The organism is Streptomyces sp. NPDC037301 (assembly GCF_055602785.1).
On sequence record NZ_JBVJWD010000008.1, the window covers coordinates 238,723 to 254,830 of the forward strand.

Genomic DNA, 16,108 nt, shown 5'->3' on the forward strand with positions numbered 1-16,108 from the left:
CCTGCGGCGATGGCCGATCGTCCGTCGGCGCATTCCGAGATGGCCGAGGGACTGTTCTCCCGAACGCACGCGGCCGCCACCTCCGGTTTCGCCGCGGTGATGTTCCTGACCGGGCTTGCCGCGCTGGCCGTGGTCCCCACACTGCCGACGGCCGCACGGGACCTGGACGGGGTGTCGCTCTTCCCGCTGGTGGCGGGATGCTTCGTGGCGGCGAGTCTGCTGGGCGGGGTACTGGGCGGTCATTGGGCGGACCGTGCCGGGGCGCAACGTCCGCTGGCGGCGGGCATGGTGCTGGCCGTGGTCACCCTGCTCGTCTCGGCCGCCAGCACCTCGATCTGGCAACTGGCGGCCGGGCGCTTCCTGGACGGATTGGCGGGCGGGATGGTCGCTGTGTCGATCAATGCCGCCATCGGCCAGGCCTACCCCGACCGGCTTCGGTCGCGTGCTCTGGCGCTGATGAGTGCCTGCTGGATCATTCCGTCGCTGGTCGGCCCCCCGCTGGCCGGGCTGGTTGCCGAATGGTGGTCCTGGCGCGCGGTGTTCTACGGCCTGGCCGCCCTGACCGTGCTGCCGGCGCTGGCCGTGGTGGCCGTGCTGCGCGGCCGCTCCCGGCCGGCCGCGCCCGCAGAGTCGGGAGACAGACCGCCGCGCCCTGCGCTGATGGTCGCGACAGCGGTGAGCGTGGGCGCGGCGCTGGGGCAGTACGGCGCCTCTGGCTGGGACCTGCGCCACCTGCTCTTCGCGGTGGGAGGGCTCGCCCTGCTGGTGGTGTTCGCGCCGCGGCTGCTGCCGCCGGGTACTTGGTGTGCCGTGCGCGGCCTGCCGGCCACGGTGCTGCTGCGCGGGCTGAGTTCAGGAGTGTTCTTCACACTGGAGGCGCTCGTGCCGCTGATGCTGGTCACCAGCCGGGACGTGGCCCCCGTGGTCACGGGCCTGGCCTTCACGGGGGCTGCCGTGGCCTGGGCCGCCTCCTCGTGGATACAGAGCCGCCTGCTGGAGCGCGTCCCCCGGCACCGCCTGGTCGTGGCCGGTGAGCTGGTGCTGGCGGCGGCGGTCGTGGTTGCCGCCGTGGGGACGCTTCCCGCGATGCCCGCGTCCCTTGCCGCATCGGCGATGGTCGTCGCGGCCGTCGGCATGGGTCTGCTCGCTCCTTCGCTCACCGTGCTGTCGCTCTCCCACGCCCCGTCCGGCCGACAAGGTTATGCCAGCAGCGCGATGCAGACCAGTCAGAACCTGGGCCAGATAACGGTTCTGGGCGTCTCTTCCGCCTTGTTCAACGCCTGTGTGGGCGCGGACTCGACCGAATTCGTCGGCTACCGCGCCGCCTTCGGGCTGCTGCTCGCGCCGTGCGTCCTGGCGACCCTGCTCGCCACTCGCGCCCGCAGTGCGTGAGTGAACCGCACCTCCTCCGGACAGCGCCAACTCGGCCCCGGCACCGCCCATATGGGCCCGCTCGCGATCGGCCCCCGACCGCCCCACGGGTGGACAAGGACCGATCGCGTCCCACGGACCACCGTCGTTCGTGCACCCGTGCCACCCGCAGCGCGGGCGAGCGCAGATTGTCCTTCTCGCAGAATCGCGACGTCACCCACCGCTCACCCGAGTACAGCTCGGTCCGGTCGCTGTAGTATGGCGAATTCGGGCTGGAGGACTGGGAGTACGTGAGCAGGGTGCGTACCACCGGGCACCTGGACCCGGTGGAGCCGACTGCCTGGATGAAACCGGACCCGGCCGCGTCCGTACAGGACTTGGCTGGCGCCCCACACCGGCTCGGTCCTGTTCCAGATGCCGAGGGACTCCGTACCACCGCCGAGCGGGATGCGCTTCCCGTTGCGCAGGACCGTTGTACCCGGCTGCCCAGCCGCGCTCAAGCTCCTTGACGTCGCGGCTCCGACCCGCCGGTGCCGGTACCTTCAGCAGCTTCTCCACGGTGTGACTCTCGCGGACTCCGCGGAAGGAGAGACCGCTGGAGAGGTTCTTCGTCGCGGACGAGAGCGATCCGTCCGCAGCCGCGTCCGGACCGAAGTACCCGGACCGCCCGCCGCGCAGGGTCACGAAGCCGTCGGCGAGCGTGCACACCTGGTCGGCGGCCTGTGCCCAGCCATTGCCGAACCCCAGGTCCGCGTAGTCCTTCGCCACGATGTGCGGGATGCCGTACTCGGTGCACCCGATCACGGCGGACAGTCCACCGCCCGACGGACGCTGTGTGCGCGAGCCGTCGGCCGCGGCGGGCGGCAGCGATGCCGGCACGGTGAACGGCGCGAGACCGGATATCGCAAGAAGTCCGAGACGGTTACGGAGAGGCAACGGTCCTTCCGACTGTGCGTGCGCGAAAGGCGGTTACCCGAGGGTTCGAGTCGCCATGCGCCAACTCAGCCGGCACCCTCGCACCCCTGTCGACATCCCGACCGGTATCCGACCCCTTGACCACCGGGTTCCGGCCGCACAGGATCACGCCATGACAGGTGTACGGAGCAGCACAGTCGACGGTGTCCTGGCCCGCAGCGCCCGGCGTACCCCCGCGAGCACCGCCCTGCGGTACGCGGAGAGGTCCTGGACCTACGCGGAACTCGACACGGCGGTCAGTACCGCGGCGGCGGTCCTCACCGGCGAGCACGGGCTGCATCCCGGCGACCGGGTCGCTTCCTACGCGCACAACTCCGACGCGTATCTGATCGGCTACCTCGCCTGTGCCCGCGCGGGCCTGGTCCATGTGCCGGTCAACCAGAACCTCACCGGTGACGACCTCACGTACATCCTCGACCAGTCCGGCAGCGCGCTCGTCCTCACCGACGCGGACCTCGCCGACCGGATTCCGGCCACGTTCTCCGTACGCGCGCTGCGCGACGCGCCGGACTCCCTCCTCGATGCCACCACCACCCCGCGTCCCTTCACCCCGGAGCGCGAACCGGCCGCGGGAGACCTCGTCCAGCTGCTCTACACCTCGGGCACCACCGCACTCCCCAAGGGCGCGATGATGACCCACGGCGCGCTCGTCCACGAGTACGTCAGCGCGATCACCGCGCTCGATCTGCGCGCCACCGACCGGCCGGTCCACTCACTGCCGCTCTACCACTCCGCGCAGATGCATGTGTTCCTGCTGCCCTACCTCGCGGTCGGTGCAGAGAACATCATCCTCGACGCACCCGATGTGAACCGGATCTTCGACCTCGTCGAGGCGGGGCAGGCCGACAGCGTCTTCGCCCCGCCGACCGTGTGGATCGGCATCTCCCAGCACCCCGGCTTCACCACGCGCGAACTCGGCGGGCTGCGCAAGGCGTACTACGGCGCGTCGATCATGCCCGTACCCGTACTGGAACGGCTCCGCGACCGGCTGCCCGCGCTCGCCTTCTACAACTGCTTCGGTCAGAGCGAGATCGGCCCGCTCGCCACCGTCCTCGGACCGGACGAGCACGAGGGCCGGATGGACTCCTGCGGCAGGCCCGTCCTCTTCGTCGAGGCCCGGGTCGTGGACGAGGACGGCAAGGAGGTCCCCGACGGCACGGCCGGTGAAGTGGTCTACCGCTCTCCCCAGTTGTGCGAGGGCTACTGGGACAAGCCCGAGGAGACCGCGGAAGCCTTCCGCGACGGCTGGTTCCACTCCGGCGACCTCGCCGTGCGTGACGCGGAGGGCTTCTTCACGGTCGTCGACCGGCTGAAGGACGTCATAAATTCCGGCGGTGTCCTCGTCGCCTCCCGTCAGGTCGAGGACGCCCTCTACACCCATCCCGCCGTTGCCGAGGTCGCGGTCGTCGGGCTGCCCGACGACCGCTGGATCGAGGCCGTCACCGCCGTGGTCGTCCTGCACGATGAAGCGACACAGTCCGAACTCATCGACCACGCCCGTGAGCGGCTCGCTCATTTCAAGGCCCCGAAGAAGGTCCTCTTCGTGGAGGAACTGCCGCGCAATGCGAGCGGCAAGATCCTCAAGCGGGAGCTGCGCGACCGGTTCGCGCAGGGCCGCTGAGCCTGCCTGATTCCCTCCGGTCGCATGAGGGCCCGTCCCTGACGGAGGAGGCCCGCAGCGGGCGGCTCGATCCTGTGGTCGGCCGGGCCGACGAGATCGAGCAGACCGTGGAGATCCTCTCCCGCCGGTCCAGGAACAATCCCGTGCTCATCGGCGATCCCGTCGTCGGCAAGACCGCCATCGTGGAGGGGCTGGCACAGCGGATCGTCTCCGGTGATGTGCCCAAGGCCCTGCAGGACAGGTGGGCGCCGCCCTCGAACGCCGCTTCCAGCCCGTGTTGGTGCGCGAGCCGACCGTGGACGGGACCGTCGAGATCCTGCGTGGGTTGTGCGACTCGTACGAGGCGCATCACCAGGTGCGCATCACCGACGAGGCCATCGACGCCGCAGCCGTGCTGTCCGACCGCTACGTCACCGACCGTTTCCTGCCCGACAAGGTCATCGACCTCATCGACCAGGCGGGGGCGCGGGTGGCGCTGCGCGGTGTGGGCGGCAACACCGAGGCCGCCGAGCTTGAGGACCGGCTCACCATGCTGAACCGGGAGAAGGACCAAGCGGTCAGCAACGAGGACTTCGAGCGCGCGGCCGAGCTCAGATCGCTCATCCAGGAGACGGAGCGCCGGCTCGTCGATCTCGGCGGGGAACGGGCCGAGGTCGGCGACGTCACTGCCGAGGACATTGCCGAAGTGCTGTCCAGGCGCACCGGTATCCCCGTCTCACAGCTCACCGAGACCGAGCGCGAGCGGCTGATGAAGCTCGAAGAGGCGCTCCACAAGCGCGTGATCGGCCAGGACGAGGCGGTCACCGCCGTGGCCCAGGCCGTGCGTCGTGGCCGGGCGGGCATGGGTGACCCCGGCCGTCCCACCGGCAGCTTCCTCTTCCTCGGCCCCACCGGCGTCGGCAAGACGCAATCGCGGAGTTGCTGTTCGGCGAGGAGGACCGGATGGTCCGCTTCGACATGAGTGAGTTCCAGGAGAAGCACACTGTCTCCCGGCTCGTCGGTTCCCCGCCCGGATACGTGGGCTACGAGGAGGCCGGGCAGCTCACCGAGGCGGCACGCCGCAAGCCCTGCAGCGTCCTGCTCTTCGACGAGGTGGAGAAGGCCCACCCGGACATCTTCAATCTGCTGCTCCAGGTCATGGACGACGGGCGGCTCACGGTCGCGCAGGGCCGCACGGTCGACTTCCGCAACACCGTGATCATCATGACCAGCAACATCGCGTCGAAGCACATCCTGGACCACTCGGGCTCGGTGGACGAGATCAGGGACGACCTCATGGCCGAGCTGCGGGCGCGTTTCCGGCCCGAATTCCTCAACAGGATCGATGAGACCGTCGTCTTCCACGCCCTGACCCGCAAGGACCTGATCCGGATCGTCGACCTGCTGCTGGAGCGCAGCCGGCGCAGACTGCAGGTGCAGAAGATCAATCTGGAAGTCACCGAGACGGCCAAGGAGTTGCTGGCCAACCTCGGCTACCAGCCCGAGTTCGGAGCCCGGCCGTTGCGCCGCACGATTCAGTCCGAGCTGGACAACCGGCTGTCGAACATGCTCCTCGACGGGACGCTCAACCCCGGCGACACAGTCGTCCGTGACGCCCGGGACGGCGAGCTCACCTGCACCATCGCCGGTTCGGAGGCTGAGAAGCCCGCAACTGCAGGCTCCTGACCCCGGTTCCGGTTCCCCCGCCGGGCCCGGACCCGCTTTTCCGGGCCACGGGGCTCAAACACGACAGGAGCGAACGGCCGCACGAGCCCGGAAAGGTCCGAAGGGGATGGCCTAACGCCCCCCGCGCTCGTCCACGATCCGCCTGAATTTGCCGACCGACCTCTCCAGCGTCTCGGGATCGACGATCTCGACCCCGACCGACACCCCGATCCCGTCCTTGACGGCCGCCGTGATCGACTCCGCGGCGGCCATCCGCTGCTCCGGTGTGGCCTCGGCCCGTGCCTCCGCCCGCACGGTCAGTGCGTCGAGGCGGCCCTCACGGGTCAGCCGCAACTGGAAGTGCGGCGCCACCCCCGGCGTGCGCAGCACGATCTCCTCGATCTGGGTCGGGAAGAGATTCACCCCGCGCAGGATCAACAGATCGTCGCTGCGCCCGGTCACCTTCTCCATCCGCCGGAACACCCGCGCCGTGCCCGGCAGCAACCGGGTCAGATCCCTTGTCCGATAGCGGATCACCGGCATGGCCTCCTTGGTCAGCGAGGTGAAGACCAGCTCGCCCTCCTCACCCGGAGGCAGCACCTCGCCGGTGAACGGGTCGACGACCTCCGGATAGAAGTGGTCCTCCCAGATGTGCAGCCCGTCCTTGGTCTCCACGCACTCCTGCGCGACACCGGGCCCCATCACCTCCGAAAGACCGTAGATGTCGACCGCGTCGATCGCGAACCGCTCCTCGATCTCGCGCCGCATCTCCTCCGTCCACGGCTCGGCACCGAAGATCCCGACCTTCAGGGAGGTCGTCCGCGGATCGACGCCCTGCCGCTCGAACTCGTCGAGGAGCGTCAGCATGTACGACGGCGTCACCATGATGATCTCGGGCCGGAAGTCCTGGATCAGCTGGACCTGGCGGGCCGTCATGCCCCCGGACGCCGGGATGACCGTACAGCCGAGCCGTTCCGCCCCGTAGTGCGCCCCCAGCCCGCCGGTGAACAGCCCGTATCCGTAAGCCACATGGACCTTGTGCCCGGGACGGCCGCCGGCGGCCCGGATCGAGCGGGCGACCACGTCCGCCCAGGTGTCCAGGTCCCGCCGGGTGTAACCGACGACGGTGGGACGGCCCGTCGTCCCGCTGGACGCATGGATCCTCCGTACGCGGTCCTCGGGGACGGCGAACATGCCGAAGGGGTAGTTGTCCCGCAGATCCGCCTTGGTCGTGAAGGGGAAGCGGGCGAGATCGGCGAGCGTACGGCAGTCGTCCGGATGCAGCCCGGCCTTGTCGAACGCGGCCCGGTAGTGGCCGACGTTCTCGTACACGTGGTGCAGCGTGGCCCGCAACCGCTCCAGCTGGAGTGCCTCCAGTTCGTCGCGGCCCAGTCGTTCCGCCGCGTCCAGCAGAGCCGTCATCCGGATCTCCCTCTTCCGTGCAGACGACCGATCATTCGGTCGATCTTTCGGTAGCAGTAATTCAGGATGTTCCGCCCCATGGCAAGAGGGGCGACACAGCTCAATTGCGTCCGGCCCCTTCATCGCTGTCGCCACGCTGCGCCTGCGCCACCTCTCGCGGATACGCTCACACCGAACACGGCTGCGTCGTCCGGCCGGCCCTGTTTGGATGGCGTACATGCCGATCTTCCACGCATACGACGGGACCGAACTCGCCTACCGCCTCCTGGGATCGGGCGCACCGCTCATCTGTCTGCCCGGTGGACCGATGCGTGCCGGCGCGTACCTGGGTGACCTCGGCGGACTCTCGGCCCACCGGCAGCTCGTGGTGCTCGATCTGCGCGGCACCGGGGACTCCGCGGTACCGGACGACCCGTCGACGTACCGCTGCGACCGCCTGGTCGGCGACGTCGAGGCCCTACGCGAACACCTCGGCCACGAACACATCGACCTGCTTGCCCACTCCGCGTCCGCCAACCTGGCCGAACTCTATGCCGCCCGGCACCCGAAGCGGCTGCGTACGCTCACGCTCATCACACCGGGTACCCGGGCCGTCGGCATCGACGTCACCGACCAGGACTGGCGCGATGCCAGTGAACTGCGCCAGGACGAACCGTGGTACGTGGCTGGACTGGCCGCGCTGGAGACGGTCTGGTCGGGGCGCGAGATGAGTGAAGTCCGCTCCGTCATAGAGCCGTTCGGCTATGGACGATGGGACGACACGGCCAGGGCCCATGCCGCCGCCGCACCGGGACAGACCAACTCCGAGGCCGCACAGACCTATTACCAGGACGGTGTCTTCGATCCGGCCGCCACCGCCGCCGCGCTGGAGCACGTGACCGCACCCGTGCTCGTCCTCGCGGGGGAGTACGACGGAGGGCCGACGCCCGACCGCGCCGCCGAACTGGTGGCACTCTTCCCGAACGCCGAGTTCGTCGTGCAGCGTGGCGCCGCGCACTTCCCCTGGCTGGACGATCCGGGTGCCTTCGTCCGTACGGTAAACGCCTTCCTCGATCCGGAAGTGCTCAGCGTGCAGGCCGGTGGCACACGGCTCGCCTACCGGGTATGGGGGGATCCGTCGGCGCCGCCCGTCGTGCTCGTCCACGGTCGCGGCGGCGACAGCAGGACCTGGACCGAGATCGCCGAATGCCTGGCCGACGAACACCGGGTGTACGCATTCGACTTCCGCGGGCACGGCCTCAGCGACTGGCCCGGCCGCTACTCCTTCGAGCTGTTCCGGGACGATCTGCACGCCTTTCTGGAGGCTCGCAACCTGGCGGGCGCCACGGTGGTCGGACACTCCATGGGTGCCGCTGCCGCGTACCTGCTCGCCGAGCAGGAACCCGGACTGATCGGCCGGCTCGTGCTGGAGGAGGTCCCGCCGCCGTTCCCGCTCGACCCGCCGCGAGGCCCCGTCGAACGGCCCGACGAGGAGCTGGACTTCGACTGGTCCGTGGTGCCGTCGACCAACGCCCAGCTGAACGAACCGGACCCGGCCGGTCGCGAACGCCTCGGCGAGATCACCGCCCCGACCCTCGTCATCGGCGGCGGCCCCGCCAGCCAGATCGCCCAGGACAGGCTGGCCTGGATGGCGGGACGGATACCCCGGGGCCGCTTCGTCACCATCGAGGCCGGACACCTCGTCCACACCGAGCGGCCGGACGAATTCCTCGCGGAGTTGCGATCGTTCGGTCTGGTCTGACGCATTTCCCGGACGCTCACGGGCAGGGTCAGGTCCGGTGCAGCAGGGTGGTCAGGACCTCGTGGAGGGTGGCCTCGGCGTCGGCCACGGAACCCGTCGACCGCCAGGCCACGAAGCCGTCGGGACGCACCAGCACGGCGCCTTCGGGCGTCGTGCCGTGGATCTCGGCCCAGTCGGCCCCGTTCTCCGGCTCCAGATCGGCGCCCGGGCCGATGCCGTACGCCTGGAGCCGTACCGAAAGGCGGGCGGCGACCCGCGCCGCCGCCCGCCGCCACGTCACGTCCTCACCATCGGTGAGCAGCACGAGCGTGCGCTCGTACAGATCCAGAGTGGACTTGCGATCACCGGTCTGACGGACCCACAGATGCGGTGCACGGCTGCCGGGTTGACCGTTCAACTGCATTCCCTGCGGCACCACGGGCTGCTGCGGATCGGCACCCAGCACGGCGCCGCGGACATAGCGGTAGCCCAGTGCCACGGTGAGCATGCCGCCCTGCTTCCCACCGCCCACGCCCGGCGCCGCCGCGTATCCCGGGTGGCTGTGCTCGCTGGAGCGCGCCGAGGCCCGCGCGCTAGTCGTCTGCGCCACCGGCAGTCGCTCCGCCTCGTACGTGTCCAGCAGACCCGGGCCCGCCTCGCCCCTGAGTACCGTGGCGAGCTTCCAGGCCAGGTTGTGCGCGTCCTGAATGCCGGTGTTGGAGCCGAACGCCCCGGTCGGGGACATCTCATGAGCCGAGTCCCCGGCGAGGAAGACCCTGCCGGACGCGTACCGCTCCGCGACCCGCTCCGCAGCGTGCCACGGGGCCTTGCCGGTGATCTCGATGTCGATGTCCGCAGCGCCGACCGCCGTACGGATGTGCTCGGCACACCGCTCGTCGGTGAAGTCCTCCAGAGTCTCACCCAGTTGGGGCTGCCACGGCGCGTGGAACACCCACTCCTTCTTGTTGTCCACCGGCAACAGGGCCCCGTCCGCTGTGGGGTTGGTCAGATAGCAGACGATGAAGCGCCGGTCCCCCACAACATCGGCGAGCTGCCGGGAGCGGAAGGTGATGCTCACGTTGTGGAAGAGGTCACCAGGCCCGGTCCGGTCGATGCGCAGCTGCTCACGGATGGGGCTGCGCGGCCCGTCGGCTGCGATGAGGTAGTCCGCGCGCACACTGATGTGCTCTCCGGTCTCCCGGTTCTTGAGTGTCGCTTCCACTCCCGACCCGTCCTGGTCGAAGCTCTGCATCTCGGTGGAGAACCGCAGGTCCCCGCCCTGTTCACGGGCCAGCCTCACCAGCACGGGTTCAAGATCGTTCTGGCTGCACAGACACCAGCCGGCCGGGCTGAAACGGGCGAGTCCGCCACCCGGGTCGATCTCCTTGAACAACCACTCCTGGTCGTCCCCGGTGAGCGAGCCGGCTTGCAGAATGCCGTGGTTGTCGGCGAGGACCGAGGCCGCCTCCCGGATGCCCGGCTCGGCACCCGCCGTGCGGAAGACCTCCATCGTGCGCACGTTGTTGCCGCGTCCGCGAGGATGTGTCGAGGTGGATCGATGCTTCTCGACCAGCAGATGCTCGATTCCGAGCCGGCCGAGGAAGAGTGAGGCGGACAGGCCCACCAAGGAGCCGCCCACGATGAGGACCGGTACGCGAATGTCGACGTTCTCGTTCATCAGTTGCTCCAGCTCGGAGGCCGTTCGGTTGCATTGTTCAATGCCCTTGTTCGGAGCGGTTCGGACGGCCGCTCACCTGAACGGTTCATAAATCTCGCGCCACCCGGACCAGCGTTTCACGATCGGTCACGGAGACGATGCCCGCAGTCACGGGGGCGGACGATCACATCCGCCGGGAGAGTCCCCGCTCCGAATCCACTCGCCAACCGACGGTTGACGGCATGCCATCCGGCCTGACCACGACACCGTCTCGAAGGAGATCGAAAGATGACCGCCACCCTCTCGGAACGGATCTCCCAGTCCGCCTTCGACGGTTCCAGGCTTCGTGTCGTTCTGCTGCTGGACCTCTACGACGGGGCCCAGAAGCAGTTTCTGGAGGCGTATGAGCACCTGCGCAATCAGGTGGCATCCGTCCCCGGGCACATCAGCGACCAGCTGTGCCAGTCCATCGAGAACCCCTCCCAGTGGCTGATCACCAGCGAGTGGGAGAGCGCACCGCCGTTCCTCGCCTGGGTGAACAGCGAGGAGCACGTCGCGACGGTCCAGCCGCTGCACAGCTGCGTACGCAACACCCGTTCGCTGCGCTTCAGCGTCCTGCGGGAGACCGGCAAGGCCTTTGAGGCGGCATCCGAGGCGGCCAAGGGCCGACTGCAGGCGTCACCCCGGGTGGGCGACGGGGTGGTGCGCCACGCACTCACTTTCACCGTCAAGCCGGGCACAGAGGACATCGTGGCGAAGATCCTGGCCGATTACGAGTCCCCGAAGGCTCGTGTTGACGATGTAACCCGGCTGCGCCGCACTTCGCTCTTCATGCACGGAAACCGCGTCGTACGGGCGATCGAGGTCGAGGGCGACCTCCTCGCGGCCCTGCGGCACGTCGCCCGGGCGCCCGAGGTCAGGGCCGTCGAAGAGGCCATCAACCCGTACCTGGAGCAGGACCGGGACCTCAGCGACCCGGACTCCGCCCGGATGTTCTTCACCCGAGCGGCGCTCCCGACCGTCCACCACGTGACCGCGGGCCGGCACAAGGCCGAGGACATCCGTCGGCACGCACTCTTCTACCAGGCCAAGGAGGGCTGCGGCATGGCACTCGCCCGGCTGCTCGCCGGCCACGACGAGGAGGCGGCCGACGACCCGGCGAGCATCATCGACAGCAGCACCATCTTCCAACGCGACGACGTCGTCGTCCGCCTCCTCGAAGCGGCCGGACCGATCGACGCGCAGCCGGCCCAGGTGGTCGGCATCGACGGCCCCGGCAAGGTGGCCAGACTCGGACGCCTCCTCGACGGCGGCGCGAATGCCGTGCCCACGACCGAGCAGGGGATCCCGCACTTCCTGACGGAGTCCGAGATGACCCTGATCACGGATCGGCAGGCCATGGAGTCCTGAACCGCGCATCCGCACCCTGGGGGGTTCTCGCTCAACCCGTCATCACAACGCGCAATGCGCCAGGAGGAAAGCAGTCATGACCATGCACCGGCCACGCATCGTGGACCTCAGCGAGACGCAGCCCAACCGCAGGCGTGGAGGCGACCTTCGCGCCATGCTCACACCGACGGCGGTGGGAGCCACCAGCGGTTTCATGGGGCTGGCCATCGTTCAGCCCGGCGACCGCATCGGCGAGCACTACCACCCGTACTCCGAGGAGTTCGTGTACGTCGTGAACGGTCTCCTGGAGGTGGATCTGGACGGTGAACCGCACCGGATGCGGCCCGACCAGGGCCTGCTGATCCCTCCCCATGTACGCCACCGATTCCGAAACGTGGGCGACGTCGAGGCACGCATGGTCTTCCACCTCGGCCCCCTCGCCCCGCGCCCGGAACTCGGCCACGTCGACACAGAGCACACGGAGTCCGGCGAGGGCGTCGCGCCGCCGGAACGAACGGAGGCCGTCTCATGACCCGCCGCGTGGGGGTCACCGGTGTCGGCGTCGTGGCCCCCGGCGGCATCGGCGCACCGGCCTTCTGGGACCTCCTCGCGAACGGACGCACCGCCACCCGGGGCATCACGCTCTTCGACCCGGCCGGTTTCCGCTCCCGCATCGCCGCCGAGTGCGACTTCGACCCGTCGGCGCACGGACTGGACGCGGACCAGGCGGCCAGGTCGGACCGGTACGTCCAGTTCGCGATGGTTGCCGCCAGGGAGGCCCTCGGTGACGCGGGGCTCGACCCGGAGAAGGTGGACCCCTGGCGGATGGGTGTGTCGCTGGGCACCGCGGTCGGCGGCACCACCCGACTGGAGCACGACTATGTCGCCGTCAGCGGCAGCGGCGCCCGCTGGGATGTCGACCACCGGCCGGCCGGTCCGCATCTGGAGCGGGCCTTCTCACCCAGCTCCCTCGCCTCGGCGGTGGCCGAACAGGTCGGCGCGCATGGCCCGGTGCAGACCGTCTCCACTGGCTGTACCTCCGGTCTCGATGCGATCGGGTACGCCTTCCACTCCATCGAGGAGGGTCGCGTCGACGTCTGCATCGCCGGGGCGTCCGACTCACCGATCACCCCGATCACGGTGGCGTGTTTCGACGCGATCAAGGCCACCTCGGCGAACAACGACGACCCCGAACACGCCTCCCGGCCGTTCGACTCCCGCCGCGACGGCTTCGTCATGGGCGAGGGCGGAGCGGTGCTCGTGCTGGAGGAGCTGGAGCACGCCCGGGCCCGCGGCGCGACCGTGTACTGCGAGATCGCGGGCTATGCCACTTTCGGCAACGCCTACCACATGACCGGGCTGACCCCCGAAGGGCTGGAGATGGCCGAGGCGATCAACCGGGCCCTCGACCATTCCCGCATAGACGGCTCGCAGATCGACTACGTCAACGCGCACGGCTCGGGCACCAAGCAGAACGACCGGCACGAGACGGCCGCCGTGAAGCGGGCACTGGGCGCGCACGCCTACGACGTACCGATGAGCTCGATCAAGTCCATGGTCGGCCACTCGCTGGGGGCGATCGGGGCCATCGAGATCGCCGCCTGCGTACTCGCCCTGGTCCACCAGACGGTGCCGCCGACGGCGAACTACGAGAGCCCGGACCCGGAGTGCGACCTCGACTACGTGCCGCGCACCGCACGTCCCCTGAAGCTGCGCAGCGTCCTCTCGGTCGGTAGCGGGTTCGGCGGCTTCCAATCCGCGGTGGCCTTGACGAGAACAGGTGGGAGGACACCATGAAAACCCGTAAAGCGCGGCGCACCGTAGTCACCGGTATCGGTGTCGTCGCCCCCAACGGCACCAACACCGAGGCCTTCTGGAAGAGGACGCACGAAGGGATCAGCGTTCTCGACCGGGTCACCCGCGAGGGGTGCGAGCAGCTCCCGCTGCGTGTCGCGGGCGAGGTGCGGGGCTTCGAGGCGGCGGAGCTGATCGAAGAGCGCTTCATCGTCCAGACCGACCGGTTCACGCATTTCGCGATGGCCGCCGCGGACATCGCGCTGGACGACGCCCGGCTGGGCCGCGCCGACTACGAGGATTCGCCCTTCGACGTCGGTGTGGTGACCGCTGCCGGGTCCGGTGGCGGCGAATTCGGCCAGCGGGAACTCCAACGGCTGTGGGGACAGGGATCCACCTACGTGGGTCCGTACCAGTCCATCGCCTGGTTCTACGCAGCCAGCACCGGCCAGATCTCGATCCGTGGCGGCTTCAAGGGGCCGTGCGCGGTCGTGGCCAGCGACGAAGCGGGCGGTCTGGACGCGCTGGCGCATGCCGCCCGTTCGATCCGCCGCGGTACCGAAGCGGTGGTGGTCGGCGCGGCCGAGGCTCCGCTGGCTCCCTACTCGGTCGTCTGCCAGCTCGGGTACGAGGACCTGAGCACCAGTGACGACCCCGCCCGCGCCTACCGGCCGTTCACCTCGGACGCCTGCGGCTTCGTGCCGGCCGAGGGCGGCGCCATGCTGGTGGTCGAGGAGGAGCAGTCGGCCCGTCGGCGCGGGGCCCGTGTCCGGGCCGAAGTCGCCGGGCACGCCGCCACGTTCACCGGAGCGGCCCGGTGGGAGGAGTCCCGGGAGGGCCTCGCCCAGGCGATCATCGGCGCCCTGCGGGAGGCCGACTGCTCGCCGGACGAGATCGACGTCGTCTTCGCGGACGCCCTCGGCGTACCGGCGGCCGACCGCGCCGAGGCGCTCGCGATCGCGGACGCGCTCGGCGCGCACGGCCGACAGGTACCGGTGACGGCGCCCAAGACCGGCATCGGACGCGCCTACTGCGGTGCGCCGGTGCTGGATGCGGCCGCCGCCGTGCTCTCCATGGAGAACGCGCTGATACCGCCCACCCCGAACGTCTTCGACGTGTGCCACGACCTCGATGTGGTCACTGGCCAGGCGCGCCCCGCGGAACTGCGGACGGCGCTCGTGCTCAGCCGCGGGCTCATGGGCTCGAACGCGGCGATGGTGCTCCGGCGCCCCACCGACATCCAAGTGTGAGTAAGGAGAAGTCCTCATGACCGATCGACTGACCTACACGGAACTCGCCGTCCTGATGAAGAAGGGCGCCGGACTCACCGTCGACCCGCGGGACATGGAGAAGCGCCCCGGGTCCGCCTTCGACGAGTTCGGCCTCGACTCGCTCGGCCTTCTCGGCATCGTGGGCGTGCTGGAGAACCGGCACGGCAGGGCACTGCCGGCCGATGCCGACCGCTGCAAGACCCCCGAGGAATTCCTCGACCTCGTCAACACCACCCTCATGACTGGAGCCTGAAGTGTCCGGACACACCGAGAACGAGATCACCATCGCCGCCCCCCTGGACCTCGTGTGGGACGTGACGAATGATCTGGAGAACTGGCCGCGGCTGTTCAGTGAGTACGCCGCGGTCGAAGTCATCGAACGGAACGGCGACAGCACGACGTTCCGCCTGACCATGCACCCCGACGAGAACGACAAGGTCTGGAGCTGGGTCTCCGAGCGGACCGTCGACCGCGCCGCACGCACGGTCCGCGCCCGCCGTGTCGAGCCGGGCCCGTTCCAGCACATGAACATCCGGTGGGAGTACTCGGAGGTCCCCGGCGGTACGAAGATGCGCTGGTCCCAGGAATTCGCGATGCGGCCCGACGCACCCGTCGACGACGCGTGGATGACCGACAACATCAACCGCAACTCCAAGGTCCAGATGGAGCTCATCCGGGACAAGATCGAGCAGCGCGCCCGGGAGCGCCGTACCGCCTCGGTCTCTGCCGGCTGACCAGCCGTTCGTACACGACTCGCCGCCCGGCCGCATGGCCGGGCGGCCGGGCCGGCAACCAGAAAGGCATCCCACGATGCACCACGCTCTGATCGTCGCCCGGATGGCACCGGGTTCGGCGCCGGACATCGCCGAGCTGTTCGCCGCCTCCGACAGCACTGAACTGCCGCACCTCGTCGGCGTCACCAGGCGCAAGCTCTTCCAGTTCGGCGACGTCTATCTGCACCTGATCGAATCGGACCGTCCGCCTGGTCCCGAGATCGCCAAGGTGACGGAGCACCCGGCGTTCAAGGACATCAGCGACAAGCTCACCGCATATGTGAGCGCGTACGACCCGAAGACCTGGCGCAGCCCCAAGGACGCCATGGCTCACGAGTTCTACCGGTGGGAGCGCGGCACCACCGCTTGAGACGGGAAAGGCGGGGGGGGGGGGTGGGGGGGGGGGGGGGGGGGGGGGGGGGGGGGGGGGGGGGGGGCGGGGGGGGGGGGGGGGGGGGCGGCGGTGGGCTG

At 69.5% G+C, this 16,108-nt stretch carries 13 protein-coding genes and 2 pseudogenes; 11 read left to right on the forward strand and 4 right to left on the reverse strand.

Going from position 1 to position 16,108, the window contains the following annotated elements; translation table 11 throughout:
- Window positions 1-9: 9 nt before the first annotated feature.
- Entirely contained in the window at window positions 10-1,392 is a 1,383-nt protein-coding gene (locus ACZ7IB_RS16375; RefSeq protein WP_470913134.1) for an MFS transporter, read from the forward strand.
- Here ACZ7IB_RS16375 and ACZ7IB_RS16380 read toward each other — a convergent pair.
- Together ACZ7IB_RS16380 and ACZ7IB_RS16385 are read right to left on the reverse strand one after the other, a co-directional pair.
- The gene (locus tag ACZ7IB_RS16380; RefSeq protein ID WP_470913181.1) at window positions 1,274-1,807 is read right to left on the reverse strand and encodes a penicillin acylase family protein; all 534 of its coding nucleotides are present in this window, start codon (window positions 1,805-1,807) and stop codon (window positions 1,274-1,276) included. The two genes, ACZ7IB_RS16375 and ACZ7IB_RS16380, sit on opposite strands and share 119 nt — an antisense overlap.
- 35 nt (window positions 1,808-1,842) lie before the next feature.
- Window positions 1,843-2,307: pseudogene (locus ACZ7IB_RS16385) on the reverse strand (penicillin acylase family protein); the annotation flags it as partial.
- Between the two features lie 151 nt (window positions 2,308-2,458).
- On the opposite strand from ACZ7IB_RS16385, the gene ACZ7IB_RS16390 reads away from it, so the two are divergent.
- Window positions 2,459-3,967 carry an acyl-CoA synthetase gene (locus ACZ7IB_RS16390; protein ID WP_470913135.1) on the forward strand — a complete coding sequence of 503 codons (1,509 nt, stop codon included), beginning with the start codon at window positions 2,459-2,461 and terminating at the stop codon, window positions 3,965-3,967.
- Window positions 3,871-5,632 (forward strand): annotated as a pseudogene (locus tag ACZ7IB_RS16395) (ATP-dependent Clp protease ATP-binding subunit); the annotation flags it as partial. The gene ACZ7IB_RS16390 and the pseudogene ACZ7IB_RS16395, both read left to right, overlap by 97 nt.
- 111 nt (window positions 5,633-5,743) lie before the next feature.
- Here ACZ7IB_RS16395 and paaK read toward each other — a convergent pair.
- Window positions 5,744-7,033: a phenylacetate--CoA ligase PaaK gene (gene paaK / locus ACZ7IB_RS16400; RefSeq protein WP_470913136.1), complete on the reverse strand. Its 1,290-nt coding sequence runs from the start codon at window positions 7,031-7,033 to the stop codon at window positions 5,744-5,746.
- Between the two features lie 217 nt (window positions 7,034-7,250).
- Here paaK and ACZ7IB_RS16405 point away from each other — a divergent pair, with 217 nt between their 5' ends.
- Window positions 7,251-8,774 carry an alpha/beta fold hydrolase gene (locus ACZ7IB_RS16405; RefSeq protein WP_470913182.1) on the forward strand — a complete coding sequence of 508 codons (1,524 nt, stop codon included), beginning with the start codon at window positions 7,251-7,253 and terminating at the stop codon, window positions 8,772-8,774.
- 28 nt (window positions 8,775-8,802) lie between these two features.
- On the opposite strand, the gene ACZ7IB_RS16410 is transcribed toward ACZ7IB_RS16405, so the two are convergent.
- The gene (locus tag ACZ7IB_RS16410; protein WP_470913137.1) at window positions 8,803-10,431 is read right to left on the reverse strand and encodes an FAD-dependent oxidoreductase; all 1,629 of its coding nucleotides are present in this window, start codon (window positions 10,429-10,431) and stop codon (window positions 8,803-8,805) included.
- A gap of 267 nt (window positions 10,432-10,698) precedes the next feature.
- On the opposite strand from ACZ7IB_RS16410, the gene ACZ7IB_RS16415 reads away from it, so the two are divergent.
- The 7 genes from ACZ7IB_RS16415 to ACZ7IB_RS16445 all read left to right on the forward strand — a co-directional run bounded on the left by ACZ7IB_RS16415 (window position 10,699) and on the right by ACZ7IB_RS16445 (window position 16,007).
- On the forward strand, window positions 10,699-11,820 hold the full coding sequence (locus ACZ7IB_RS16415) for a SchA/CurD-like domain-containing protein (RefSeq protein WP_470913138.1): 1,122 nt from the start codon (window positions 10,699-10,701) through the stop codon (window positions 11,818-11,820).
- 76 nt (window positions 11,821-11,896) lie between these two features.
- Window positions 11,897-12,331, forward strand: a complete 435-nt coding sequence (locus ACZ7IB_RS16420) for a cupin domain-containing protein (RefSeq protein WP_470913139.1) — start codon at window positions 11,897-11,899, stop codon at window positions 12,329-12,331.
- The gene (locus ACZ7IB_RS16425; protein WP_470913140.1) at window positions 12,328-13,596 is read left to right on the forward strand and encodes a beta-ketoacyl-[acyl-carrier-protein] synthase family protein; all 1,269 of its coding nucleotides are present in this window, start codon (window positions 12,328-12,330) and stop codon (window positions 13,594-13,596) included. Before ACZ7IB_RS16420 ends, ACZ7IB_RS16425 begins: the two co-directional genes overlap by 4 nt.
- Window positions 13,593-14,843: a ketosynthase chain-length factor gene (locus ACZ7IB_RS16430; protein ID WP_470913141.1), complete on the forward strand. Its 1,251-nt coding sequence runs from the start codon at window positions 13,593-13,595 to the stop codon at window positions 14,841-14,843. Before ACZ7IB_RS16425 ends, ACZ7IB_RS16430 begins: the two co-directional genes overlap by 4 nt.
- Before the next feature lie 16 nt (window positions 14,844-14,859).
- Window positions 14,860-15,117, forward strand: a complete 258-nt coding sequence (locus ACZ7IB_RS16435; RefSeq protein ID WP_327277229.1) for an acyl carrier protein — start codon at window positions 14,860-14,862, stop codon at window positions 15,115-15,117.
- A 1-nt stretch (window position 15,118) separates the two neighbouring features.
- Entirely contained in the window at window positions 15,119-15,598 is a 480-nt protein-coding gene (locus ACZ7IB_RS16440) for an SRPBCC family protein (protein ID WP_470913142.1), read from the forward strand.
- 76 nt (window positions 15,599-15,674) lie between these two features.
- Window positions 15,675-16,007: a TcmI family type II polyketide cyclase gene (locus ACZ7IB_RS16445; RefSeq protein WP_266364819.1), complete on the forward strand. Its 333-nt coding sequence runs from the start codon at window positions 15,675-15,677 to the stop codon at window positions 16,005-16,007.
- Window positions 16,008-16,108 lie beyond the last annotated feature (101 nt).

Bases quoted from the DNA above. Each gene is read 5' to 3' on its own strand.
- ACZ7IB_RS16445 (WP_266364819.1), top strand. From the start codon at position 15,675: ATGCACCACGCTCTGATCGTCGCCCGGATGGCACCGGGTTCGGCGCCG.
- paaK (WP_470913136.1), bottom strand. From the start codon at position 7,033: ATGACGGCTCTGCTGGACGCGGCGGAACGACTGGGCCGCGACGAACTG.
- ACZ7IB_RS16405 (WP_470913182.1), top strand. From the start codon at position 7,251: ATGCCGATCTTCCACGCATACGACGGGACCGAACTCGCCTACCGCCTC.
- ACZ7IB_RS16415 (WP_470913138.1), top strand. From the start codon at position 10,699: ATGACCGCCACCCTCTCGGAACGGATCTCCCAGTCCGCCTTCGACGGT.
- ACZ7IB_RS16410 (WP_470913137.1), bottom strand. From the start codon at position 10,431: ATGAACGAGAACGTCGACATTCGCGTACCGGTCCTCATCGTGGGCGGC.
- ACZ7IB_RS16430 (WP_470913141.1), top strand. From the start codon at position 13,593: ATGAAAACCCGTAAAGCGCGGCGCACCGTAGTCACCGGTATCGGTGTC.
- ACZ7IB_RS16435 (WP_327277229.1), top strand. From the start codon at position 14,860: ATGACCGATCGACTGACCTACACGGAACTCGCCGTCCTGATGAAGAAG.
- ACZ7IB_RS16390 (WP_470913135.1), top strand. From the start codon at position 2,459: ATGACAGGTGTACGGAGCAGCACAGTCGACGGTGTCCTGGCCCGCAGC.
- ACZ7IB_RS16425 (WP_470913140.1), top strand. From the start codon at position 12,328: ATGACCCGCCGCGTGGGGGTCACCGGTGTCGGCGTCGTGGCCCCCGGC.
- ACZ7IB_RS16420 (WP_470913139.1), top strand. From the start codon at position 11,897: ATGACCATGCACCGGCCACGCATCGTGGACCTCAGCGAGACGCAGCCC.
- ACZ7IB_RS16375 (WP_470913134.1), top strand. From the start codon at position 10: ATGGCCGATCGTCCGTCGGCGCATTCCGAGATGGCCGAGGGACTGTTC.